Genomic DNA, 24,283 nt, shown 5'->3' with positions numbered 1-24,283 from the left:
GGTAGTGGGGTGGCAGGAAGATGTGTAACGGCCGTTTATTGCCCAGATGCCGCGAAGCAAAATCGGCGGCCGTGACCACCTCGATGGTCGCCAGCAGCCGCGCCTGCCGCCGCCCCGCCCACCAGATAAATCCGGCCAACAGGGCAGACAAAACGGCCGTTAGAAAAACTGCCAGGGGCATAGGCGGGGATCGTCATGGGCCATGGGCCATGACCCATGCCACCAACTACCGCTTTTCCACCACAAACGTCGGCACGGTGGAGCCGCCGCCGGCCGAGACGTTCAGCAGCGGGTCGGTGGAAAGCCGGGTCAGGCAGCCATCCACGTAATTGCCGTAAAAAATAAAGGGGGCCGTGTCCAACATGCGGTTGTAGATTTTCAGCTCGTCGTTGACAAAGCTGGGGTATGGTTCTTCGGGGATGACCACGCGCTCCTGGACGATGTGGGGCGTTTCCAGCGCTTCTTGCACCGCTTTTTCCCAGCCACTTTTATTGGTTTGCCAGCCCAGAGTGATGCCGCGCCCGCCATAATCGTCGTTGGGCTTCAGCACAAGCTGCTCCTGATATTTGTGGATGAAAGGAACCAGGTCTACGGGCAGGCCGCCGTAGGTGGTGTGGCGCTCTTCCACCCGGCGCGTCCAGGGAATGTGGGATTTAATGGCCCGCAGTTCCTCTTCACTAAACATGCCCGCGTTTTGTTCATCGCTGAGGACAGCCAGACTAAGCTTTTTGTAGAGCATTTTGCAGCGGAACGGGTTGACCATACACACTGCGCCATCGCGCACGGCATGGACGACGGGCGAATCCACGCCGCAGCGTTCGATGAGTTCGGTAATAAGGACGCGCTTGTAGATGACGTTGATGTGGAAATCGCCGGCCATGAGACGGCCGTTTTTATACTCTGTCTCACGGGGATCTATGATCCGGCTTTCGTACCCCTGGCTGGCAAAATATTGGGTAAACAGTTCAAATTCGCTGCGGGTGGGCACATCTACCCAGTCCAAAATGGCAATGCGCGGCCGTTCCTGGCCGCCCCATTCCTTGTACATATCCAGCAAAACGTGCATGACACTGTGACGGGTGGGCAGTGGGCGAGCCACGTACTCCTTCATAAACGCGCCCATCACCGGCAGGCCATAAAATACCGCGTTCAGCACGTCGTTGTAGGCCGAGGCGGCCGGCACTTCGGCGTTGTATTCGGTGAAGCGCAGTTCGCTGTTTTCAGTGACATAAAAGGCGTCCAGGCGGGTGAGGGGGGTGTGGCTGCTGTAACCAGGGTTTATCTGCACCAGCTCTTCTTCCCAGTCGTACAGGCCAAACTGCTGGCGAAAGGCGTCGTCTTCGATGGCGCGTCGGGAGATTTTATCGAAGCCGCGCAGCAGCGGCCGTATCGCCCGGCGCAAAAAGGTGAACTGGTCGGGGGTGAGGAAGCGAGGGCGCAATACGGTGCATAACGGCCGTGTGCCAAAATACAGCCCCCGCCGCTGCAACTGAGCGTCTAACTGCCCCTGCGATTCGGCCGCCAGGTCATCGGTGAGCAAATTGTGGTACGTTTTAATTGCCTCTGTCAGGGCCATGGTTTCCTCCGAAGATGAGCGGGGTGAGTAAGTGATAGTTTCCGCCGCTTATTGATTGCACCGGGGAGACACGGCAAACACGGAAGGTTGACAGGCTCAACCTCCGTGCCCTCCGTGGTGAACGTTACCCGCCGTTAAAACAAGCTGCTCCAGCGCGTCTCGGTCACTTGCGGGCGCGGATTTTTTGCCAGGTCAATTACCATGTCGGCCATGTGGTTGACGCACCAGGAGAAGTAATGGGGCGTTAGCGAGTTCACATCCATGTCCGGGGCGGGATTCATAAAGTCAATGGCGTAAGGCACGCCATCGCGGATGGCAAATTCCACTGTGTTCATGTCGTAGCCCAACGCCCGTACCAATTTCAGGGCATCGCCCACCACCCGCTGGCCCAATTCTGGGTTCAGGTGGGCATGGTCCACGTGGTATTGACGCGCTTTGGGGTCATATTTCATCGGCAGCACGTATTCTTGCCCCAGGCACATACAGCGCACGTAATGGTCCCATTCGATAAATTCTTGCAGCACCATGGTCAACAGGCCGGATTGGTCATAAGCGCGCCAAAGGTCTTCCATGGTACGACAGATGTAGACCTCTTTCCAGCCGCCGCCGTGGGCGTCTTTTAGCACACAGGGCAGCCCCACATAGTCCACCAACGCCTGCCAATCCAGGGGAAAGATAAGGTTGCGCAGGCTTTCGTCGTGGTTAATGCCGGGCACGTATTCTTTGTTAGGCAGGACCACTGTTTTGGGGCTGGCGACGCCCAGTTTGGTCGCCAGGGACGCCTCGAAAAATTTATCGTCGGCCGTCCACATGAACGGGTTGTTGACGACGGCCGTACCCTGCAAGACGGCGTTCTTCAGAAAGGAGCGGTAATAGGGCACTTCATGGGAAATGCGGTCCACGATGACGGCGTATTCGGCTGGCTCAGCCATACGTGTGCCGCCTAGTTTCACAAATTCCGCCACGACGCCACTGTTACGGCCGTTCACCTCATCTATAAACGCCGGCGGAAACGACCACTCCCGCCCCACCATCAAACCAACTTTTAACGTCATATCACTGCCTCCTTTTATCGTGTTCCGTGTTCCGTGTTCCGTGTTCCGATCACGGTTCACGGCTTACCTCCCTAATCATGCCCGCTGATATACATCTGCAGCATCTGCATCCAATACGGCCAATCATGCGACCAGCCATCCCATACGCGCAAGGCGTTGCCAATGCCCTGCCGCCACAACAGGCCAGAAAAATAGGTGTTGTTGCCATACAAACTGTCGCCGTTACCTACCGCCAGGACTACGTCCACGTTTCGCAGCGCCCGAATGCGTCCGGGGTCGTTTTCATTGCCGATGTATTCCACCGGATTCTGGAAATAGACATTTTCGTCGTGGTAGCCATCCAGCCAGCGCGAAATGTCGTAGATGCCGCTCATGCCAATGGCCCGCCCGACGAGGTGCGGGTAGCGCAGGGCAAAGTTAACGGCGTGGTAAGCGCCAAAGCTGGCCCCCACGGTGATGAGAAATGGATTGGGGTTTTTCTGTTGGCTCAGGGGCAGCACTTCGCGCAGCAAATACTGCTCGTACTGCATATGCCGCCAGACGCGCGCGCCGGGGTGTTTCCAGCGAGCGTACCAGCTTTCGGCGTCCACGCTGTCCACACAATAGATTTGCAAACGGCCGTACTCCAATTCATCGCGCACCACATTCATCATGCCACGATCTTCCCACTCGTAATAACGGCCCATCGAAGTAGGGAATATCAGCACCCGCGCCCCGGCGTGCCCAAAAATCAACAGCTCCATGTCCCGTTCTAGCGAGGGACTGTACCAACGATGATACTCACGGTTCATGCGAATTTATTTTCTCCATCTTGTGTTTGGGGGCAAAATTTTGCCTATTTTATCATAATTCCTGTGAAGCGAAGCGTATTGCCAACGAATGGGTTACAATAAACAAATCAACAGGATCAGGAGTAAATTGATGAGTAATAAAACGAAGGTAGCTGTGGTTGTGGACAGCACAGCTTATATTCCAGAAGAATTGATCAGCAAATACAAGCTGCACGTCATCCCCTTGCATGTCAATTGGGCGGGGGAGAGCCTGCGCGACAACGTAGACATTAAACCCGACGAGTTTTATACGCGGCTGACACAGGCCAAAGATATGCCAACCACGTCGCAACCATCGGCCGGCGAGTTTTTTGATCTGTACAGCCAGATTGCGCAAACGGCCGAAAGCATCGTCTCCATCCACATCTCCGCCGAACTCAGCGGCACCATCGCCTCCGCCCATGCCGCCGCCGAATTGATGGGCGACTTCCCCATCGAGATCGTGGACTCGCGCTCTACCTCCATGGGCCTGGGTTATCTGGCTCTGGCGGCCGCCGAAGCCGCGGCCCAGGGCGCGGACTACAAAACGGCCGCCGCTGCCGCGCGCGCAATTTTGCCCCGGCTGCGCCTGGTGTTTGTGGTGGATACGCTGGAATACCTGCATCGTGGCGGCCGTATTGGCGGCGCGCAGCGTTTGTTTGGTTCCATGCTGTCTATTAAACCACTGCTGCAATTGGAAGACGGCCGTATCGAACCCCTGGACAAAGTGCGCACCAAAAGCAAAGCCGTGCAGCGCCTGATAGAAATCGCCGCCGAAAGCGTGCAAGGCGCCCGCGCCACCCACGTCACCATTCTCAACGCGGCCGTCCCCGCCGAAGCGGAATCCCTGGCCGCCCAGATACGAGAACGTATCAAACCGGCCAGCCTTAACATCGTCGAAATCAGCCCGGTGATCGGAACCCACACTGGCCCGGCCGCCCTGGGACTGGCCTGGTACACCGAACCTTAAGCTAACCTGAAAACCTGGCCGGTCTGAGCCACCCGGCCAGGTTCTTACTCCCACCGTTCTTGACCAACTCCCGCCACCTACTTACAATCCAACCAAACAACCAACATTCTAACAAACCTATTCAACACAGGATCAAATCGTTTTATGCTCGATAAAATCGCCAAAGTCGTCGCCCGCTACGACGAAATCGAAATGCAGATGTCCGACCCGGCCATCGTCTCCGACTACAACCGCGTTAACGACCTGGCACAAGAACGCTCCGACCTACAGCCGCTGGTGGAAGCCTATCGCCAACATCAGACCAAAAGCGAAGAGTTGGTTGGCGCGCGTGAAATGCTGGAAATGGAAAACGACCCAGAGATGAAAGCCCTGGCCGAGGCCGAAATCGAACAACTGCTGGAAGCGCAGGCGGCCCTGGAAGCAGAAATGCGCCGTCTGCTGGTTCCCAAAGACGCCCGCGACGACAAAAACGTTTTCATCGAAATCCGCGCCGGCACAGGCGGCGACGAGGCCGGCATTTTTGCCGGCGATTTGCTGCGCATGTATACCCGCTACGCTGAATCGCGCGGCTGGAAGACGCAAATCTTGGATGAAAACAGCACCGGCGTTGGCGGCTACAAAGAGGTTGTCGTCGGCGTCCGGGGCAAGGGCGCGTATTCGCGGCTGAAATATGAGAGCGGCGTCCACCGGGTGCAGCGCGTCCCGGCCACCGAATCGCAAGGGCGCATCCACACCAGCGCCGCCACCGTCGCCGTGATGCCAGAGGTAGAAGATGTGGAAATCACCCTGGACGAACGGGACCTGGAGATTACCTCCACTTTTTCCTCCGGCCCAGGCGGCCAGCACATGCAGAAAAACGCCACAGCGGCGCGCATCGTCCACAAACCTTCGGGCATCGCCGTCAAAATCCAGTCGGAGCGCAGCCTGCTGCAAAACAAGCAGCTTGGCATGGCCATTATCCAGGCCCGCCTGCAAGAGATAGAAGAATCGAAGCAAAATGCTTCGGTCGCCGCCGACCGCAAATCGCAGGTGGGGTCTGGGGATCGCAGCGAAAAGATTCGCACTTATAATTACCCGCAGAGCCGGGTGACGGACCATCGTATCGGCTATTCCAGTTACAACCTGACGGCCGTTATGTCTGGCGACCTGGACCCCTTTATTGATAGACTCTCTGTCGCCGAAGAAGCGGAAAGGCTCGCCGCCGCGGAGTAAGAGCGTGGTCCGTTAGCCGTTAGTCGTAAGCCGCAAGCCGTGAACGGAATACGGCTTACGGAACACGGAGTTTTTAACCATGACCAAACCTGCTTACCACCCTCGTGGACTTTACTTTGAAGGGTTTGAGATCGGCCAGATTTTGCTGACCGCCGGGCGCACCATCAGCGAAACCGACATCGTGAATTTCGCCGGATTGTCCGGCGATTTCAACCGTATCCACACCGACGCGGTTTATGCGGCTCAGGAATCATTTGGGCAGCGCGTGGCGCATGGTTTGTTGGTGCAGTCTGTGGCTACCGGGCTGGCGGTGCAGACGGGCTTTATTGAGGGCACGGTGCTGGCTTTTCGGGAATTGTCTTGCAAATTTAGTTTGCCGGTTTTTATTGGCGACACGATCCACGTCAGAATTGAGATCACCGACACAAAAGCGTTTGCCCGCCTGGGTGGGGGGAACATTACCATGAAGTACAGCGTTATAAATCAGGATGATAAAGTTGTGCAACGTGGAGATTGGGTCATGTTAGTGAAGAGCAAAGGATAATGGCAAACGACACCAACGAACAAGATACAGCGGCTCATCAGCCGCCCCAACCGGCCAAGAAACCAACCGATCAACCGGGCGATGATCAGCCTCACAGCGAAACGATCTCATTGTTGGATTTGATGGCCGAACTGGCGCGAGAAAATGAGCCGCCTGCGCGTGATAACGCGCCGACACAAACAATCTTTCCACCGCAAATCTCGCTGGGCACAGACAGCGATGATGCCACCCTGACCGGCGCACCAGCCCCCACACAGCCCGCCCATCGCCAACCAATTCCGCTGCCGCTGACGCCAGAGGAGATTCCGCCGCAGGAACGGCCGTTAGAATACGACCCCGACGCCACCAATGTCAGCCCACGGGTGGCTATTCCCGGCGGCCGCACCCCAGACGATGAAGCCGTGACGCGCCTGTATCGGCCGGTGAAACGGCCGTCTGCCGACCAACCCACCCCACTGCCCACCACCCAACCCCGACGCGGAACGACACGGCCGTCCAACCAACCCCCGGCGGCCACGCCCGCCACGCCCGCCACGCGCCGCGCCACCCCACCACCCGCCCAAGTCGCTGTGCCGACCCCCGGCCGGTCGGCGGCGCCGCCCAAACCCCGCCGCCGCCGCGACTGGCATGGCTGTTTGGCCCGCGTGTTGGTTATCGGTCTGGTTGGCATTCTCTTGTTCAGTATCCTGGGCGTCGTGGCGGCGGCCATTGGCTACACCAGCATCGCCCGCGACCTGCCATCGGTCGCCGAATTAGAAGCGCGCGCCAGCAGCTTTGAAACAGCCCGCGTCTACGACAGGTACGGCCGTGAAATTTTCTCCCTGGCCGACCCCAACATGGGCAACCGCACCCGCGTTTCCCTGGACCAAATCTCGCCATACCTCATCCAGGCCACCATTGCCACTGAGGATTCCCGTTTTTACGACAATCCCGGCTTCGACCCCATCGGCCTGGCCCGCGCCGTCTTCCAGGCCGCCCGCGAAGGAGAGCAAATCGCCGGAACCAGCACCATCACCCAACAGCTTGTCCGCGCCGTTTTGCTGGATGAAACCGAACGCACCGAGCGTACTGCCCGGCGTAAAATCCGCGAGATCATTCTAGCCGCCGAACTGGCTCGTACCTACAAAAAAGATACCATCCTGGAGCTGTATCTCAACGAAATTTACTACGGCAATCTGGCCTATGGCATTGAAGCGGCCGCCCAGACCTACTTCGACAAACCGGCCAAAGATCTCACCCTGGCCGAAGCCTCTTTGCTGGCCGGGCTGCCCCAGGCCCCGGCCGCCTGGGACCCCTACACCGCGCCTGATCTGGCCGTTGGCCGGCAGTGGCAGGTGCTGAATCTGATGATCAGTGACGACTACGTGACCACAGAAGAGGCCCAGGCCGCGCTGAACGAAATGAATGTTCGCGTTTATGAGCTGCGCCCCAGAGCGCCCCAGATTGATTACCCGCATTTCACCTTCACCGTCTTGCAGCAGGCAGAAGAGCTGCTGGGCGCGCAATCAATTTACCGGGGTGGGCTGCGCATTTACACCACCCTGGACCCGGCAGCCCAAGACCTGGCCCAGCAAACGATGACGGCCAACCGCGCCAGCGTTCAGGCTGGCGGGGCCAACAACGCCGCCCTGGTGGCCATCAAACCAGAAACCGGCGAAGTGTTGGCTCTGGTGGGCAGTATAGATTTTTATGACGAGGCCATCAGCGGGCAGGTGAACATGGTTCTGGCTCCGCGTCAACCCGGCTCCAGCCTGAAACCGATGGTCTACTTGTCGGCGATGGAAGCGGGTTGGACGCCATCTACGCTGATTTGGGATGTACAGACGCAGTTTACCGATGGGGCCAATGCGCCTTATGTGCCCAAGAATTTTGACGATATATTCCATGGGCCGCTGCGGCTGCGGCCGGCGTTGGGCAACTCCTACAACATCCCGGCGGTGAAGGCGATGGAGTTTTATGGTGTGTGTAACTTCATCGCCAACATGCAAAAAGTGGGTCTGACGGCGCTGCGTGACGAAGGCTGCGCCGAGGTGGGCCAACCGCGTAACTATGGCCTGTCGCTGGCTTTGGGCGGGGGTGAAATCCCGCCGCTGCAAATGGCCGGAGCGTTTGCCACTCTAGCCAACCAGGGACGCTACCTGCCGCCATACACCATCGTTCGCATTGAAGATGGGCGCAACAATATTCTGTATGAACACGTGCAACGGCCGTCAGCCGAAGCCCAGGTGGTGCGGCCCGAACACGCCTATTTGATGAGCAACATCTTGTCGGACAACAATGCCCGGCTGGAGGAGTTTGGGGCCAACAATCGACTACAAATCCCCGGCCACCGGGTGGCGGTGAAGACGGGCACGTCGGGCAGTTCGGCCAACGATGTGCGTGATGGCTGGACCATTGGCTATTCGGCGCATGTGGTAACGGCCGTGTGGGTGGGCAACACCAGCAACCAGCCTATCGCTCCCGGACAGTCTGGCTACCAGCTTGCCACGCCCATCTGGAACAGCTTCATGACCCAGTACCACGCCGACAAACAGCCGTTAGATTTTGTGCGGCCGCCGGGCATCATTGAAGCTGAGATTTGCGCCGATTCCGGCACGCGCCCCGGCCCTGACTGCGCCAATCGCGCGGTGGAGGTGTTTGCCGGCGATCAACCGCCATTAGACAGCAGCTACGATTTCAGCCAGGTTGTGCCTGTGGACCTGTGGACCAATTTACGCGCCAATGCCGCGTGCGCCGAATCGGTGGTCGAATCCAACTTCTTCACCATTTTGGTGAACGGCCGTCCCGATGTGATCGCCCGTGAGCGCCTGTTGGCGCAACAATGGCTGGAACAAACGGCCGTCGGCCAAAATTGGGCCGCCCAGCGCAACATTGCCCTGCCGTTGAAACTACCGCCTGAACAACTCTGCGACGCCAACACCCCCCGGCCACAAGTCAGCATCAACCAACCATCGGCCAATAGTGAAGTTGGCAATCTGGTGGAAATTCGCGGCACGGCCAAAGGGCCAAACTTCGCCGGGTATATGGTGGAATGGGGCATCAGCCATGATCCGGGTGGGTGGGGTGTTGTGCAAGAGCGGCGGCCAGAACAGGTGGACAACGACCTGCTGGCAACCTGGGACCTCAGCGAGATAGATTTCAGCGGCCCCGTGACCGTGCGCGTGACCATTTACGGGCCAGACAATCCTTATACGCCGGAAAACGATCCGGTAAGCCTGGAAAGCCGCGTGCTGCTCACCCTGCAACAGCCAACGCCAACGCCCACCGGCACACCCACCGAAACCCCCACGCCGACAGAAACGGCGACGCCCTCCACCACGCCCACAGCCACACCGACCAGCACCAACACGCCGCCAGGGGCTACGCCAACGCCTTCGCCAACCCCTGTTGAAGACGAAATGACAGCCACGCCAACGCTGGAACCGACCCCCACGGAGACCCCTACCGCCACCCCATCTTCTTGATCCGCTTGCCTCGGCAGCCAAGAAACCACCATCTCGGAAGACTAAAGAATGTAAAAGTCCCCCGTCGCTTTCAGAGCGACGGGGACTTTTGCGCAAAAAAAGCGTGAATTTTTAAGCCAGTCGCGCAAAATTTACGCGCCGCGCATAGACACGGCCGTCTCCCCCACCTACAATGCTCCCAATTACCAGTAATAAAATGGGGTATTGGTAAAAATCATTGTGGGGTACATCGGAGAATGAGTGTTAAACAGTTTACCTGTATTTTTTTCGATTGGGACCTGACGTTGGTCCGCGTGTTGGGCGACATTTCGCCAGAGGAACGGCTGACGGCGTTGTTTCAGCGGGAGGGGCTGCCATATACTTTGCGGGAAGTGCAAAATGCTGTTCGCTGTTATCGGGCTGATGTGCAGGCGGGCAAAATTAAACGCCCCCAGAACCAGCAAACACAACGGGAAATCGCCCGGTACTATCAAGACATCCTGGCGCGTCTGAGTCATCGTGATCGGGATTGGGAACGGGCCGTCCACCTGTACAACGCTTACGCCTTTTTGCCCCAACTGCCATATGAGGAGACGAGACCGGTGCTGCAAACATTACGAACAAAAGGGGTAAAGTTGGGCGTTATTTCCAATCATTCACGCCTGATCCGCCCGGTCATAGAGAGGATTGTTGGCGAAGCTGTAGACCCCCATCTAATCATCATCAGCCAGGAGATGGGGGTTCATAAACCGGCCGGGACAATCTTTCATCAGGCGATGGCCCGCGCGCAAGCAACGGCCGCTGCCTGTATTTTTGTGGGTGATCATTTGTCGGTGGATGCGTTGGGCGCAGTAGAAAAAGGGGGCTTTGGTTTAGGGTTGTGGCTCGATAGGCAGGGCAAGGAGAACGGGCAAACGGCCGTTCTACCCCCCAACGTTGACCGCATCACTTCCCTATGGCAAGTTCTCAATTACGTCTAGTATCCGCATTCGGTAATCCGTAACCCGTGTCCCGTGACCCCTGGGCGCTAGATATGGCAAATACCAACAGAAAACGGGATACGGGCCTCGGTTTACGGCCGTCAGGCTTGTTCTACCAGTTCCAGAATACCACTCTCAATGTAAGCCAGGCTTTGGTGACGGAAGTAGGTGTTGTACAGGTCGGCATAATGGCCGCTGTGGGCCAGCAGCGTTTCGTGGTCGCCTTCTTCGAGGATACGGCCGTTTGCCATCACAATAATCCGGTCGGCGTTTTTCACGGTAGACAGGCGGTGGGCAATGACAACGGCCGTGCGCTGCGCCATGATCATATCCAACCCTTCCTGAATCTGCGCTTCGGTGAATGGGTCCACGCTGGCTGTCGCCTCGTCGAGAATGAAAATGGCCGGGTCTTTCAGGATGACCCGCGCCAGGGCCACCAACTGCCGCTGCCCCATCGAAAGGCTGCTGCCTCGTTCACCCACGTCGGTGTCCAGGCCGTGTGGCAGCGCCTTGAGCCAGTCGCCGTTGTCAATTTGGGCGGCGGCCCACGCCACGCGGTCGTCGGTGGCCTGTGGTAAGCCATAGCGGATGTTGTCGCGCACAGAACCATCGAACAAGAACGGTTCTTGCGGGACCAGGCCAATTTGCTGCCGGTATTGGCTCAGGTCCAGGGTGCGGATGTCACGGCCGTCTACCAAAATTTGCCCGCCCTGGAATTCGTAGAAACGGGTGATGAGTTTGGCGATGCTGCTCTTGCCCGCGCCGGTGTGGCCCACCAGGGCGATGATTTCGCCGGCGGTGATGTCCAGCGAGAAATCGGGCAGCACGACTTCTTTGTCGGTGTAGCGGAAGGCGACGTGATCGAATTGGATGTGGCCCTGGAGGCGGGGGATGGGGATAACGGCCGTTTGCACCACCTTCGCCTCGGCGTCAATTAAGGCAAAAGTGCGCTCGGCCGCCGACAATCCATCCTGAAACTGGCTCCAAAACGAAGCCACGCCCATCATCGGCCACCAGAAATAGCCCACCGCCTGCATGAATAAAAACCACTCGCCGGCCGAAATACCGCCGGTCACCCCGGCCAGCGCCGAATCGGGGCGCGTCGCCAATCCACCAGCAAAAATCAGCATCCCCGTGCCCAACCCCGACGCCAGACCCATGATCGGAAAAATGGAGACCAGCGTCAGGCCGCGCTGCACGCCCGTTTTGTAACCCAACTTGTTGTTCTCGTTGAAGGTGTCGTAGATGGCCGTCTCCTGGCGGAAGCTCTTGGCGACGGTGATGCCGCTGACCGATTCCTGAATTTGGGCGTTGATGGTCGCCGTGACGCGGCGGGCATTTTGCGTCACGCGGCGGGCAATGCGCCGGAAGCTGAGGGCGATGGCTACCGCCAACGGCGACATGCCGATGAGCAGCAGCGTCAGCCAGACGTTGATGCTGAACAGCCAGCCGACCATGATGATGATGAGCAGCATCTGGCTGAGCAAACTCATCGTCAGGGTGACGGTGGCCGCGAAATCTTGCGTATCGGAGGTGATGCGGCTGACGATTTTGCCGGACGGATGCTCGTCGAAGAAGGACATGTCGTGCTGCACGGTGGCCTCGAAGACATCGCGGCGCAGTTGCAGCACCACCTCGCCCACCACTTTGGCGGCGAAGTATTGGTGGATGAAGTTGAACACCCAGGCGGCCACGCCCAGCAGCAGCACGCCGCCGGAAAGCAGCAGCATCGCCTGGGTGGTGGAATTGGTCGCCAACAGGTCTATGCCGCGGGCGATGAGGATGGGGCTGCCCGTGCCCGCCAGGGAGTTGAGGGTAATCATCACCGCCACCAACATCATCTCGCGGGTGTAGGGTTTAAAGTAGCTGACAATACGCGCCAGCAGTTCTCGGTCAGTATACTGCCGGTCGTAGTCTTCTGTGTCGAGTCCGTCTAGGATAAAGCCCATGTTTCGTGTTCCGTGTTCCGTATTCCGAGCCGTGTTCCGATTACGGAACACGGCTCACGGAATACGGTTGACGATTGAAAGCTAATCATACCGCGCAAAGATGCGCCCATACGCTTCGCTGCGTTCTAGCAGCTCTTCGTGCGTGCCCTGGTCTACGAGACGGCCGTTATTCAGCACCAAAATATGGTCCGCCCAGCGAATCTGGCTGAGGCGATGGGTGATGAGAAAGGTCGTGCGCTCGCGGCTGATGCGCTTCATCGCCCGCTGAATCTGATCTTCGGTGGCGCTGTCTATGGCGCTGGTCGAATCGTCCAGGATGAGGATGCGCGGATCGGTGAGGAAAGCGCGGGCGATGGCGATGCGCTGCCGCTGCCCGCCGGACAGCGTGACGCCCCGTTCGCCCACTTCGGTGTAGTAGCCTTCGCTGAAACTGGTGATGAAGTCGTGGGCCTGGGCCTCGTGGGCGGCGCGCTCAATGTCGGTCTGATGGGCGTCCGGGCAGCCAAAGGCGATGTTCTCCGCCAACGTGCGCGAGAAGAGGAAAACGTCTTGCTCGATGGTGGAGATTTGTGAACGCAGCGATTCCAGGTTCCAATTTTCCACCGACAAGCCGTCTACCAGGACACGGCCGTTATCCGCATCAAAAATCCGGTTGATCAGGCGCGTCAGGGTCGTTTTGCCGGAGCCGGTTTGCCCGACGATGGCGACCGTCTGCCCTGCTTTGGCCGTGAAGCTGATATTGTCCAGCACCGGGCTGCCGTTATAGCCAAAGCTGACGTTCTCGAACACCACATCGCCGCGCATTGGTTGGCTGACGCCGGCTGCGTTTTCGTCCAGTTCCGTTTCCGCGTTTAGAATTTCCAGAATGCGGCGGGCGCTGGCGATGCCCAACTGCACCAGATTGAAGGAAAAAATGGAGACGAAGGTGGGAAAGCGCAGCACGCCAAAGAGCCCCATAAACGTCACCACTTCCCCCAGAGTCAACACGCCGGCGCGCCACAGCCACATTCCCTGCAAAAAACCGCCCGCCAGACAGACGCTTAGAATCAGCAGCGGCAAATACCACGCCTGGATGATGCCCTGTTTGACAAAATACTCTTTGTAGCGGGCGGCGCTGGTAGTGAATTTGCGCAGCTCTTCGATTTCCTGGGCGTTGCCCTTCACCACTTCGATGCCGCTGACAGATTCGGCCAGCCCGGCGTTCATCACGCCGAACTGATCGCGCATGGCCTGGCTGACGGGGTTGAGCCGCCGGGCAAAATCGGTCAGGGTGATGGCGAACAGCAGCAGGTAAAGGAGGGGGATGATGAGCAGTTGGGTGTTGAGTTGGGCAATGAGGATGATAGGGGCGACGATGCCCATGAAACCATCCACGATGAGCATGACGCCAGGGCTGAACATGATGTTGAGGGTGCGCACGTCGTTGGTGGCGCGGGCCATGATGTCGCCGATGCGTTGACGGCCGTGAAAAGTCTGGTCCTTCCCCAACAAACTGGCGTACAACTCATCGCGGCTGTCCCGCTCCAGCCGTTGGGCGATGATTTCGTTGGCGTAGTTGCGCCCCAGGCCAAAAAGCCCCTGCGCGGCGGCGGCCAAAAACGCGCCAACGGCGACAACCGCCAGGGCGCGAATGTCCCAGACAGGGTTGGTAATCACGTCAAACCCGCGCCCGATGAAGACCTGGATGTAACTGTAGGCGAAATTATTGACGATGGCTGTCACCGTCACCGCCACTGACAGCCAGGGGTAGCGCCACAAATGTGATAGTATCCACCGCACCGGTCCCTGGCGGTTGTATTGATATTCATTTTCCAGGCGGAATTCACGGTTGGTCATTGGTTGATCAGGTAATTGCTATTCGATAATTATCTAACGACGAGAAATTATAGCACAGGTGTTGCGGAAACGGGATAAGCGCAAAGAAAAACCCGACAGCTCTTTTTGTCCCGTCGGGTTTTATGGTGATTGCCAGTATCTTCTCAATATCTTGGGGTAATCGGTAGCAAAGAGGTAAAAGCCGGGTTTACCTGGCGTTGTTTTGTAGACCGGCGCTTTAGCGCTGGTCGTCGCCGGTGGTCCGCTGCGCCTGGAGCTAAAGCTCCAGGCTAAAAAACGACGCCCCGTAAACGGGGCTAAAGACGACCATGCGGCAGCGACAAACCTCTCGTAGACTCCCCCGATTTATTGAGATGTTACGTGATTGCCAAAAGGTAGTTTAACGGCCGTTCCAATCATACGGCGCTAATAGTTCTGGCAAAGCAGGGGCGGCGGTCGGCTCCAGAGAAGCGTCCGCTTTTAGGCCGCGCAAGTAATGGGCATATTGCACCACGACGCCAACCAACGCCAGGCTGAGAACCAGAACGGCCGTAAAACTGCTGCTGGTGTTTAGCCTGAGCGCCAACGAGAGGATTTCCACGCCCATGATTACCGTAATCACAATCAGCCCCTCGTCGCGGAAGCGGCGGATAAACCACCAGCCCAGCAAAGCGCCCAGGAGCATAAGGGGGAGGTTGAAGAAAACGGCCGTTTCTGCCTCTGCCTGGATCAGTTCTGTAGAAAGATAGCGGTTAATGGCCTCAAACCAGAGGGCAATATCCACGCCAGCCGCCATGCCAATAATCGTCACCGCCAAATCAGGCCGCAGACGCCCCACGTAAAAGCCCAACGCGCCTATCGCCACAGCGGTAAACAGCATCAACCACTCGCCCTGGTACAACAGATCAAAGCCCGAATCCAGTGAAGCGACCAACGAAGCCAACACATTGGCCGACGTAACCAGGCCAATAATCCCCAATGAAACCCAGGGCATCCGCCGCCCGGCCAACAAGACATAACCACCACACACCAGTCCAAAAAGTGTCAACCCCGCTTGCAAAAGAAAATTAGCCATTATCGTTATTCCCACCTCATCATGAGCCAACCAACCAGCGAACAGCAGCTTTCAGTATTCAGTGACCCGTTTCAGTCGGCGTCCATCTGGAAAACATGCACTCAAAACAGAACACTACCTTCTGGAAACTGCTTCACGACCTACAGTCACGTCTTGATGAATAGACCTAACTTTCTTCTTCTTCCTGATTCAACCGCTTCAACGTTTGCCAGACCACAAAAGCGCTAACGCCGGTTCCGGCCAGGAACATGTAAAAAGCCAGTTCCGCCAGCGGAAAATCGCCAAAACCAGCGTCCATCGTGCTGGCCAGAGCAGAACCCACCAACCAGCCGGTCAATACCAGCCCCAACACCAGCCGGTCTAACCCCTTGTTGATGGCTTTATCCAGCCGGGTTACTTCTTTAGAAACGTCGCTCAAGTCCACGTGAACGCTCAGACGCCCCTTTTCGTATTGGTCCAACCATTTTGTTGTCGCTTCCACCAGCGACGGTACGCGGTAGATCACCTCGCGGGTACTGCGCGAGATTTGGGTGCGCACTGTTTTTGCCAGGGCTTCGGTATTAAACTGCTCGCGGGCTAACCCCAGGCTGCTTTGCACGGCCGCTGTAGACAGCAAAATGTCCGGGTCCAGGCGGCGGATGATTTCGTCGGCCTGCATCAGCGTTTTGAAGACCAGGGTAAAGTTGGGGTCTAACCGCAGGCCGGCCCGGCGCAGCACCTCTTGCAGGGCGGTGGTCACAAACGAAATATCGGCCGACTTATCGCCCAAAAACCGCTGGCCAAAGCGATCCATCATCTCTAAAAACTCGGCTTCGCTGATGGTGCGGCCGGGCAATGGGCGGCTCAGGCGCAGGGCGGCTTTGCCCATGCTGTAGCCATCCATCTCTACCATAGAGACCAGCAAATCCGCCAGGGCCATGCGTTGGGCGCGGTTCAACTCGCCCATCAGCCCCATGTCCAGGAAGCCAATCTGCCCTGTTTCCAGGTTCACCAACACGTTGCCGGGATGGGGGTCGGCGTGGAAAAAGCCATCAAAGAGCGCCTGTTTGGTCATGGCCTCGACAAATTGATGGGCCAGATTGTGGCGGTCTATGCCGGCCGCTTCGATGCGCTCGACGTTGCTGATTTTAACCCCAGCCATAAATTCCATCGTCAATACTTTGCTGGTGCAGAGGTCGGGGTAAATGGCCGGCAGGTGGATGGCGTCGAATTGGGCCATGTTGCGGGTTAGCAAGCTGATATTGGCCGCTTCGTTGCGGTAATCCAGTTCATAAAGGATGCCGTTGGCAAACTCGTCTACCAGGCTGCGCAGATCAATGGCCTGCGCCCATTCTTGCCGTTTTTGAATGCGTTTGGTCAGATCACGCATGACATTCAGGTCGGCTTTCACGGTAATATCAATGTTAGGGCGCTGGATTTTAACGACAACGGCCGTGCCGTCATGCAGCGTCGCCCGGTGAACCTGGGCCGTAGAAGCGGCGGCAAATGGCTCATTCTCGAAGTGGGCAAACAGGTTCTCCGGCGTGTCTTTTAGCTCATTGATAAAGATTTCGCGGGCAATTTCATAGGGAAAGGTGGGCACATTACTTTGCAGCCGTTCCAATTCGTGCTTCCATTCTGGCGGGAGCTGCTCGGCGCGGCTGCTAACGATCTGCCCAAACTTGACAAAGGTTGGCCCCAATTCTTGCAGCATGTAACGCACTTTTGCCGGCAGCGTCAACGACTGCACCGGGTCCACGTCGCGGAAAAGTATCTCTTGCATAAAGTTGCGGAAGCGGGCCAGCGGCGTCATATCTACGGCGATGTCTTTGGTATAACGGCCGATAATGTCGGAGATTTGGGCCACACGCAGGTTTTCGGCGATGGCGTTACGCCGCCCGGAAGAGAGCAGTCCCACCCAACGCCAATAGAATTGGTTTTCCGTTTTGCTGCGAAATTCTGGCTTATCCAGGCCGAAGAAGGCCTCCATCACCATAACCACCAGGGCCATCACCGTGCCGCCAATGGCGATCCACAATAGATTAGGTCGGGTGACCACCAGCGCGCTGGGAGCAATCCAGGCCAATAACCAGAATAAAAAGGCGTTGATGACAATGGCGAACAAGCCCATCGTGCGCACCAACATCCGCGCTGTCAGCAGCAGCACCAATGGGCGAACAAAGGCGTTGATAATGCCAAACAGCATGCCAATAAGAATGTAAGTGACGCTAATTCTGACTACGCCGGGCAAAAGAGGCTGCAAACTTAAGCCAGGGGAAATGATAATAGTGACCGACAGCGCCAGAGCATTGACCAGCACGCGAATAACAAAGTAGATCATACTTTCACCTTTAGGAATGAGATTTAAATAGTTTAGATTGGACAAATCTCAGAAGATTTGTCCAATCTTCCGTATGTTATCTAATTTTCATTCCTTAACTTCGTCAATACAGGGCGATTGACCGCTACCCTAAATAGTCTGGTTTGCCTGCCCACCAGAGGCAATGAGCCGTAAGCCAGGGTAAGTGAGTGCCTGAGTTTTATCACAAAACAGGACAAATGTTTATAATCCGCCCTATGTCTGATTTGAAATCATTATTCCTGCTCGATCCTGACGTTATCTTTCTGAATCATGGCTCTTTTGGGGCTACGCCGCGCCCGGTTTTCGACGTTTACCAGCAGTGGCAGCGCCGCCTGGAGCGCCAGCCGGTTCATTTTCTGGTGGAAGAACTGCCCCACCACCTGGCGGCGGCGCGGCAGGCATTGGCGGATTATTTGCACGCAGCCGCCGATGACCTGGTGTATGTGCCCAATGCCACCTTTGCCCTGAACGTTATCGCCCGGTCGCTGCCCCTGGGTCCGGGAGATGAGGTGCTGACCACCGACCACGAGTATGGCGCGTGTAACAATACCTGGCGTTTTCTCAGCCAGAAGCAAGGGTTTGTTTACGCGCCGCAGCCGATTTCGCTGCCGGTTGTGTCGGCAACGGCCGTTGCCGACCAATTCTGGCAGGGTGTCACCCCACACACCAGGGTCATCTTCCTCAGCCACATTACCTCTTCCACCGCGCTTTGCTTCCCGGTGGCCGAGATTTGCCGCCGGGCGCGGGCAGCGGGTATTCTAACGCTAATAGACGGGGCGCACGCGCCAGGGCAGATTGACCTGGATTTAGCCGCCATTGACGCCGACTTTTACTTCGGCAACGCCCACAAGTGGCTGTGCAGTCCCAAAGGCGCGGCCTTTTTGTACGCCCGCGCCGACCGGCAGGCTTTGTTGGAACCGCTAGTTGTCGGCTGGGGCTGGGGCGAGGAGCGCACGCTGCGCTTTGGCTCTGATTTTCTGGATTTTCAACAATGGTTGGGAACCAACGACCTGTCGGCGTATCTGGCAGTGCCGGAGGCCATTGCCTTTCAGGCGGCATACAACTGGACGGCCGTGCGTCAACAATGTCACGACTTGCTGCAAGAGACCATGCGCCAGATTGGTATACGAACAGGGCTGCCGTCCATCTACCCGGATGGCGGCGGCTTTTATCACCAGATGGCCGCCATCCCGCTGCCGCCCGGCGCCGACCTGAAAGCGTTGAAGGCGCGGCTGTACCAGGAATATCGCATAGAGGTTCCGTTGGTGGAATGGAACGGCCGTGCCTTCATCCGCGTCTCCATCCAAGGCTATAACACCCCCGCCGATACCCAGGCCCTATTGGATGCCCTGGCTCACTGTTCAGTTTTTGGTGTTCAGTAAGCGTGCGCATTAGCTGTCGGCCAGGCAGCGCGCCAGAAATTCAGCAACAGCCTGGTGATATTCGGGAAAACTGGAGAGGTCGTTGTGGCCGGCCCCGGCAATGATGCGCATCCCTTTGTCTGACGCGCCGAGGGCAGCATAAATGCGTTGGGCATGGGCCAACGGCACGAGGGTATCGGCGTCTCCATGAACGATCAGCGTCGGGCACATCACCTGGGGAGCGCGTTTTTCCGATTCGTACAACGGCGGCAGCATGGCGTCGGGCAGCCAGGGAGTAATGGACATGGCGATTTCTTGCATGGAAGCAAAGGGGCTGTCCAGGATGAGGGCGGTGGGTGGGTTTTGGCTGGCTGCGTGGATGGTTACGGCCGTACCCAGCGATTTGCCCAACATGACCGCCGGTAAACCCGCCTCAGCGGCCCGCTGGCGCACCCAACCCCAGGCTGCTTCGCCGTCCAAATACAGCCCTTCCTCAGACGGCCGTCCCTGGCTGCGCCCATATCCGCGGTAATCGAACAGCAGCACGCTGTACCCCAACGCCAAAAATGGTGGAACGGCCGCTGCCCAGTCGCGGATGTCCCCGGCGTTGCCATGCGCATATAACAGCACACAGCGGGGTTCTGCCACCGGAAAATACCAGGCCCACAGCGCCAGTTTATCGGCCGTCGTCAGGGTCACATCTTCGTATGCCAGGCCCAAATCCGCCGGGGTAAACCCAGGATCGGCAAAGGTGGCGTCTGGGCGGTAAACAAATTGGTTGATGAGTCGTAACATGATAAACCTTCAGACGAATTGGTGGGAGCCCATCATCACACTAACCCACTATCAAACCAATCCCCAACACCACCAACGCCAGCAGCACAATGCGCCGGAAGCGGTCGGGATCGAGCAGTGTATCCACCCGAAACCCGATGACCAGCGCCAACAAAACGGCCGGCAGCGCGATGAAAAAATTGCGCCAAACCGCCGGCGTCAGGTTGCCGCCCCAAGCGTGGGTCATGATGATGGTAAAACTGCTGACGACAAAAAAGCCCTGCAAATTGCTCTTAAACTCGGCCGGGGGCCAACGGCGGCAGGCGCCATAAATGATGACTGGCGGGCCGCTGATATTATAAGCCCCACCCAGCAGCCCGGCGGCGAAACCAAAGCCATACGCCCAGATCGGGCGCGTCAGTTGAGGCAGCCGGAAGCCAACCAGAGCATACAGGCTGTAGAGGATGATGATGCCGCCAAGAACGGCCGTAATCACCTCCGCCTCCACCTGGCGCAGCAGCGTGACCCCTAGCGGAATACCCACCAGCGAGGCCACAATCAGCCGCGCCACTGCCCGCATGTTCAAATTCGCCCGATAATGCAGCAGCAGCAGCAGCTCGGCCACAATGCCCACCAGCGCCACCAGCGGCGACGCCATCTGAATGTCCATCACCAACAGCAGCAGGGGCATGGACACCAACGCCAACCCAAAACCTGTCACTGCCTGCGTGAAAATGGCGATGAAGACGATGAAGAAGACGAGCACAGAGTTGGGGGTGTTCAGTATTCAGCAGCCAGTAGCCAGTGTTCAGTCTGAATATTGAACACTGGCTACTGAACACTGGCTCACGGCAGTGTAACGGCTATCTCTTGAGACAAAGTGTGGAAAGTTCCGCCACCGCTCATGCACGTTGCCCCGGCTTCAAAGCAAATCACCAGGCGCAGCGTGTAGCTGCCGGCCTCCGGAATGCGAATGCGATCATCCCAAGACAGATTGCCGGGATTCAGGGCATCGTCGTTGCCACCCCAACTGCGCTGGAACCAGGGCAGCATATCCGCTCCATTACGGCGAGGCATGACGCCCAACGCGCCATAAGGTACGCTGTTGTTGCCGCTGTTGTTCACCGTAAATTCAAACCAGATGTCGCCGTTAACCCAAAGCTGCGCCCGATTTTGCAGGGCAAAATGGGAGGCGCTGACGCCGTTGACGGTGCCTGGCTGCGGGCCAGAAGGCGTGGGAACCGGTGTATTGGCGGGTGGAACCGGCGTATTGGTGGGGACAATCACCACTGGCGGCGGCACGTTGGTCGCTGTGGGTGGCGGCGTATCGGTGGGCACAGGGGTGTCGGTGACGACGGGCGTCTCGGTGGGGGTGACAGTAGGCGGTGGGGTGGCTGATGGCGGCAGCGCCACCAATGTAGATTGGGTGGTGGGCGCGAGCGCTGTGGGCGCAGGCGCTGTGGGCAGCGTTTCTTGCACGGCCGTTGTCGCAGCAGGCAAGTTCGCAACTGCCGTGGGGGCCGGTTGGGAGGCCGACGGTTCGGCGCTGGCGCTCATGCCCTGAAACACCAACCACATGCCACTCATCAACAATACCATCGCCAATAGGGCTATGCCAACCAGTAATATATTCGTAGTACGCTTGTCCATAAATTCCTAATCTCCAATTCAATTCTTCGTCACGACATGCCATTGGCGCACGCCCATAGGCGAAAGAACGTAGTTTTGTATGTCTGGTTTCACCAACACGGCCGACAAGCTGTGTGTTGTAAATACCACCGGGGCTTCGGCGACGATCTGTCGTTCGATGTTGGCGTAAAGCTGCAAACGGCCGTCTACATCTGGTTCCACCCGCGCCGCTTCCAGCAAGCCATTTATGGTCGGGTCATGGAAGCCGCCAATATTCTGCGGCGACCGGCTGTGGTACAACACATCCAGAAAATTCTGTGGGTCTGGGTAATCGGCGCACCAACCGCTCTCAAAAATATGCCCTACGTTGCCACCGTACAGCTCATCGTAGTAGGTGAACGGGTCCAGAACGACCGGCTCAATGGTAACGCCCAACGTTTCTTGCCATAGGCTGATAACGGCCGTCCCATAACCACCCACGTCACCATAACCAGATGTATAGTACGTCAGCGTGGGGAAATCGTCCATGTTTGCATAACCGGCCTCGACCAAAAGCTGGCGCGCCCGCGCCGGATCATAGGGGTAGCCAACTACCTGGCTGCGGCCATAACCAGGCATTCCAGGCGGCAGCGGCCCCAGGGCTGGCAGGGCGCTGCCGTGGGCAAAGGTTTCAATAAGCAGTTCCTTGTCCAGGGCATAATTAAACGCCTGGCGCACACGCGGGTCATCGAACGGGGCCAGACGATTGTTTAATCCCAGGGTGGAAGTGCAGAGGGATACGGCCGTGCGTAATTCCCGGCTCAACGGATTATTCGGGTCCCGCGCCCGCTCCAACGTCGCGCCACCAATGCCCACCAGGTCAATGTCGCCTGTTTCATACATTGCCAGCGGCAGCCCTGCGCCCAACTGGTATACCACATGGGTCACTTGGGCTGGTTCCAGGTAATAATTATCAAAACGTTGCAAAACGATGACCGTGTCGTCCTCCCAGCGAACCAGCTTAAAGGGGCCGCTGCCGTTGGGTTGGTGCTGCCAATCAGCCTGGGCCACGTTTTGCCCATCCACCACATAGGCCACCGGGTAGCTAATTTGGCTAAAAAGTAGACCACCGGCGCGGTCAGGGTCACTTCCAGGGTGTAATCATCCACCGCCCGCAGGCCGCTGATGTGCGCCGCCTGCCCGGCCAATTTTTCCGTCACCCCGGCGATGTCGCCTAGATAGGTAACGGCCGTATCGGAGCCTGTCGCCGGGTCGGCGGCCCGTTCCCAGGAGAAAATGACATCGTGGGCGGTGAGGGAACGGCCGTCATGAAACAGCGCATTTTGCCGCAAATAAAAAGTATACACCAACCCATCCTCACGGACAGTCCACCCGGCGGCCAACTCCGGCTGCACTTGCAGCGCCGGGTCCAGGGCCACCAGCCCGCTGAAAACATGCCCCAACGGGCTGTCCGGGCCGCCGTGCGTCCGCGCCGGGTCCATCGTATCCGGCTGGCCGCCCCGCAGAAAAATGGCCTCCTCCCGCTTGACCCCGGCCACACCACCCGGCGCAGCCAGATTTAGCAGTTGGCAGCCCATTAACCCAACAATGCCCAAAATGACGAATAGGGGTTTACGCCGCAGAACAGCAAAAAAAACAGAATAATCCAAACCCTACTTACCTCTCAAAAATTTATGCCGCACATCTGTACCAACTACACCCGCCAGACAAGGTCGGCAAGTTCTACCATTGTTGACAAAGGCATGGTGTGTGGCTAGAATGAAGTCACTGACTTGTAGGAGAATGGTAGCAAGCAATAATCCGCCGGTCAAAATTGCTATTACACGGTTAAGTACCGTCATCATCACAAGTTTACCCAATTGTTAAAAACACAAAGGAGAAACTCATGGCTTTTGAATTACCCGCCCTTGTTTATGCCCACGACGCCTTAGAACCCCATATTGATTCCCGCACCATGCAAATTCACCACGGCAAACACCACGCCGCTTATACCAACAACTTAAACGCCGCCCTGGAAGGACACGCCGACCTGGCCGACAAAAGCATTGAAGCGCTTCTGGCCGATTTAGACAGTGTGCCGGAAAGCATTCGCACGGCCGTGCGCAACAACGGCGGCGGCTTTGCCAACCACAACCTCTTCTGGGAAATCATGTCGCCCGATGGTGGCGGCGAACCAGACGGTGAATTAGCCGCCGCTATCAATGACACCTTTGGCAGTTTCGATGAATTTAAGGCCGCTTTCGCCAAAGCCGCCGCTACCCGTTTCGGCTCTGGCTGGGCCTGGTTATATGTGAATGGTTCAGGCAACCTGGCTATCTCCTCCACACCCAACCAGGATACGCCGCTGATGGATGGCAATACCCCCATCCTGGGCCTGGATGTCTGGGAACACGCTTATTACCTCCACTACCAAAATCGGCGTCCCGATTATGTCACCGCCTGGTGGAACGTGGTAAATTGGCAAGTTGTCGCCGCCAATTATGCTGCGGCAAAATCGTAAATGTGTATAATTAGAGAGAATCGGCGCACCCATTGACGCCGGTATCGTTAACTTGCTAAAAGGAGAAATCTTATGACCCACATCGTTACCAGATTGTGCTTGCGCGACACAGCCTGTGTGGAGGTGTGCCCGGTCGAATGCATGGTTTTGGGTAAACCGGAAGAGGAATGGCCCTGGCTGTACATCGATCCAGACACTTGCATAGACTGCGGCGCGTGCGTGCCAGAATGTCCTTACGAAGCCATCTTCC

20 protein-coding genes are annotated in these 24,283 nt (G+C 57.5%); 8 read left to right on the top strand and 12 right to left on the bottom strand.

Annotated elements, in window-relative coordinates:
• The 4 genes from IPM39_25700 to IPM39_25685 all read right to left on the bottom strand — a co-directional run.
• Positions 1 to 181: hypothetical protein (locus IPM39_25700; protein MBK8989415.1), on the bottom strand; the 181-nt coding region annotated here is incomplete at its 3' end.
• 45 nt (positions 182 to 226) lie between these two features.
• Complete coding sequence (locus IPM39_25695; GenBank protein ID MBK8989414.1) at positions 227 to 1,576, bottom strand: hypothetical protein; 1,350 nt, start codon at positions 1,574 to 1,576, stop codon at positions 227 to 229.
• 134 nt (positions 1,577 to 1,710) lie between these two features.
• Positions 1,711 to 2,631: a hypothetical protein gene (locus tag IPM39_25690; GenBank protein ID MBK8989413.1), complete on the bottom strand. Its 921-nt coding sequence runs from the start codon at positions 2,629 to 2,631 to the stop codon at positions 1,711 to 1,713.
• Between the two features lie 71 nt (positions 2,632 to 2,702).
• Positions 2,703 to 3,422: an esterase family protein gene (locus tag IPM39_25685; protein MBK8989412.1), complete on the bottom strand. Its 720-nt coding sequence runs from the start codon at positions 3,420 to 3,422 to the stop codon at positions 2,703 to 2,705.
• Between the two features lie 130 nt (positions 3,423 to 3,552).
• On the opposite strand from IPM39_25685, the gene IPM39_25680 reads away from it, so the two are divergent.
• The 5 genes from IPM39_25680 to IPM39_25660 all read left to right on the top strand — a co-directional run bounded on the left by IPM39_25680 (position 3,553) and on the right by IPM39_25660 (position 10,589).
• The gene (locus tag IPM39_25680; protein MBK8989411.1) at positions 3,553 to 4,410 is read left to right on the top strand and encodes a DegV family protein; all 858 of its coding nucleotides are present in this window, start codon (positions 3,553 to 3,555) and stop codon (positions 4,408 to 4,410) included.
• 144 nt (positions 4,411 to 4,554) lie between these two features.
• Positions 4,555 to 5,622: a peptide chain release factor 1 gene (prfA, locus tag IPM39_25675; protein MBK8989410.1), complete on the top strand. Its 1,068-nt coding sequence runs from the start codon at positions 4,555 to 4,557 to the stop codon at positions 5,620 to 5,622.
• 79 nt (positions 5,623 to 5,701) lie between these two features.
• Positions 5,702 to 6,166, top strand: a complete 465-nt coding sequence (locus tag IPM39_25670) for a dehydratase (protein ID MBK8989409.1) — start codon at positions 5,702 to 5,704, stop codon at positions 6,164 to 6,166.
• Positions 6,166 to 9,630, top strand: coding sequence for a transglycosylase domain-containing protein (locus IPM39_25665; GenBank protein ID MBK8989408.1), 3,465 nt, complete (start codon positions 6,166 to 6,168; stop codon positions 9,628 to 9,630). Before IPM39_25670 ends, IPM39_25665 begins: the two co-directional genes overlap by 1 nt.
• A gap of 236 nt (positions 9,631 to 9,866) precedes the next feature.
• Positions 9,867 to 10,589, top strand: coding sequence for an HAD family hydrolase (locus IPM39_25660; protein ID MBK8989407.1), 723 nt, complete (start codon positions 9,867 to 9,869; stop codon positions 10,587 to 10,589).
• Positions 10,590 to 10,690: 101 nt separating this feature from the next.
• On the opposite strand, the gene IPM39_25655 is transcribed toward IPM39_25660, so the two are convergent.
• From IPM39_25655 to IPM39_25640, 4 genes are all read right to left on the bottom strand, one after another.
• A complete protein-coding gene (locus IPM39_25655; protein ID MBK8989406.1) occupies positions 10,691 to 12,538 on the bottom strand; it encodes an ABC transporter ATP-binding protein in 1,848 nt (615 codons plus the stop codon).
• Positions 12,539 to 12,619: 81 nt separating this feature from the next.
• Positions 12,620 to 14,374 carry an ABC transporter ATP-binding protein gene (locus IPM39_25650; GenBank protein ID MBK8989405.1) on the bottom strand — a complete coding sequence of 585 codons (1,755 nt, stop codon included), beginning with the start codon at positions 14,372 to 14,374 and terminating at the stop codon, positions 12,620 to 12,622.
• A 379-nt stretch (positions 14,375 to 14,753) separates the two neighbouring features.
• Positions 14,754 to 15,428, bottom strand: a complete 675-nt coding sequence (locus IPM39_25645; protein ID MBK8989404.1) for a hypothetical protein — start codon at positions 15,426 to 15,428, stop codon at positions 14,754 to 14,756.
• Between the two features lie 166 nt (positions 15,429 to 15,594).
• Complete coding sequence (locus tag IPM39_25640; protein MBK8989403.1) at positions 15,595 to 17,748, bottom strand: phage holin family protein; 2,154 nt, start codon at positions 17,746 to 17,748, stop codon at positions 15,595 to 15,597.
• A 236-nt stretch (positions 17,749 to 17,984) separates the two neighbouring features.
• On the opposite strand from IPM39_25640, the gene IPM39_25635 reads away from it, so the two are divergent.
• Positions 17,985 to 19,151, top strand: a complete 1,167-nt coding sequence (locus IPM39_25635; protein MBK8989402.1) for an aminotransferase class V-fold PLP-dependent enzyme — start codon at positions 17,985 to 17,987, stop codon at positions 19,149 to 19,151.
• Between the two features lie 9 nt (positions 19,152 to 19,160).
• On the opposite strand, the gene IPM39_25630 is transcribed toward IPM39_25635, so the two are convergent.
• The 4 genes from IPM39_25630 to IPM39_25615 all read right to left on the bottom strand — a co-directional run bounded on the left by IPM39_25630 (position 19,161) and on the right by IPM39_25615 (position 22,598).
• A complete protein-coding gene (locus tag IPM39_25630) occupies positions 19,161 to 19,925 on the bottom strand; it encodes an alpha/beta hydrolase (GenBank protein MBK8989401.1) in 765 nt (254 codons plus the stop codon).
• Between the two features lie 40 nt (positions 19,926 to 19,965).
• Positions 19,966 to 20,670 carry a sulfite exporter TauE/SafE family protein gene (locus IPM39_25625; protein MBK8989400.1) on the bottom strand — a complete coding sequence of 235 codons (705 nt, stop codon included), beginning with the start codon at positions 20,668 to 20,670 and terminating at the stop codon, positions 19,966 to 19,968.
• A gap of 80 nt (positions 20,671 to 20,750) precedes the next feature.
• A complete protein-coding gene (locus IPM39_25620; protein ID MBK8989399.1) occupies positions 20,751 to 21,554 on the bottom strand; it encodes a hypothetical protein in 804 nt (267 codons plus the stop codon).
• Positions 21,555 to 21,572: 18 nt separating this feature from the next.
• A complete protein-coding gene (locus tag IPM39_25615) occupies positions 21,573 to 22,598 on the bottom strand; it encodes an ABC transporter substrate-binding protein (GenBank protein MBK8989398.1) in 1,026 nt (341 codons plus the stop codon).
• Positions 22,599 to 23,418: 820 nt separating this feature from the next.
• Here IPM39_25615 and IPM39_25610 point away from each other — a divergent pair.
• Positions 23,419 to 24,033 carry a superoxide dismutase gene (locus IPM39_25610; GenBank protein ID MBK8989397.1) on the top strand — a complete coding sequence of 205 codons (615 nt, stop codon included), beginning with the start codon at positions 23,419 to 23,421 and terminating at the stop codon, positions 24,031 to 24,033.
• Between the two features lie 72 nt (positions 24,034 to 24,105).
• The coding region (locus IPM39_25605) for a ferredoxin family protein (protein MBK8989396.1) at positions 24,106 to 24,283 on the top strand (178 nt) is incomplete at its 3' end.

The sequence above is a fragment of the Candidatus Leptovillus gracilis genome (assembly GCA_016716065.1).
Classification (GTDB): Bacteria; Chloroflexota; Anaerolineae; order Promineifilales; family Promineifilaceae; genus Leptovillus; species Leptovillus gracilis.
Note: the sequence above shows the minus strand (reverse complement) of the source record. Positions and strands in the feature narration are given on the sequence as shown.

Bases quoted from the DNA above. Each gene is read 5' to 3' on its own strand.
- IPM39_25670 (MBK8989409.1), top strand. From the start codon at position 5,702: ATGACCAAACCTGCTTACCACCCTCGTGGACTTTACTTTGAAGGGTTT.
- IPM39_25645 (MBK8989404.1), bottom strand. From the start codon at position 15,428: ATGGCTAATTTTCTTTTGCAAGCGGGGTTGACACTTTTTGGACTGGTG.
- IPM39_25660 (MBK8989407.1), top strand. From the start codon at position 9,867: ATGAGTGTTAAACAGTTTACCTGTATTTTTTTCGATTGGGACCTGACG.
- IPM39_25685 (MBK8989412.1), bottom strand. From the start codon at position 3,422: ATGAACCGTGAGTATCATCGTTGGTACAGTCCCTCGCTAGAACGGGAC.
- IPM39_25690 (MBK8989413.1), bottom strand. From the start codon at position 2,631: ATGACGTTAAAAGTTGGTTTGATGGTGGGGCGGGAGTGGTCGTTTCCG.
- IPM39_25650 (MBK8989405.1), bottom strand. From the start codon at position 14,374: ATGACCAACCGTGAATTCCGCCTGGAAAATGAATATCAATACAACCGC.
- IPM39_25620 (MBK8989399.1), bottom strand. From the start codon at position 21,554: ATGGACAAGCGTACTACGAATATATTACTGGTTGGCATAGCCCTATTG.
- IPM39_25665 (MBK8989408.1), top strand. From the start codon at position 6,166: ATGGCAAACGACACCAACGAACAAGATACAGCGGCTCATCAGCCGCCC.
- IPM39_25680 (MBK8989411.1), top strand. From the start codon at position 3,553: ATGAGTAATAAAACGAAGGTAGCTGTGGTTGTGGACAGCACAGCTTAT.
- prfA (MBK8989410.1), top strand. From the start codon at position 4,555: ATGCTCGATAAAATCGCCAAAGTCGTCGCCCGCTACGACGAAATCGAA.
- IPM39_25630 (MBK8989401.1), bottom strand. From the start codon at position 19,925: ATGTTACGACTCATCAACCAATTTGTTTACCGCCCAGACGCCACCTTT.
- IPM39_25655 (MBK8989406.1), bottom strand. From the start codon at position 12,538: ATGGGCTTTATCCTAGACGGACTCGACACAGAAGACTACGACCGGCAG.
- IPM39_25635 (MBK8989402.1), top strand. From the start codon at position 17,985: ATGTCTGATTTGAAATCATTATTCCTGCTCGATCCTGACGTTATCTTT.
- IPM39_25695 (MBK8989414.1), bottom strand. From the start codon at position 1,576: ATGGCCCTGACAGAGGCAATTAAAACGTACCACAATTTGCTCACCGAT.
- IPM39_25610 (MBK8989397.1), top strand. From the start codon at position 23,419: ATGGCTTTTGAATTACCCGCCCTTGTTTATGCCCACGACGCCTTAGAA.
- IPM39_25640 (MBK8989403.1), bottom strand. From the start codon at position 17,748: ATGATCTACTTTGTTATTCGCGTGCTGGTCAATGCTCTGGCGCTGTCG.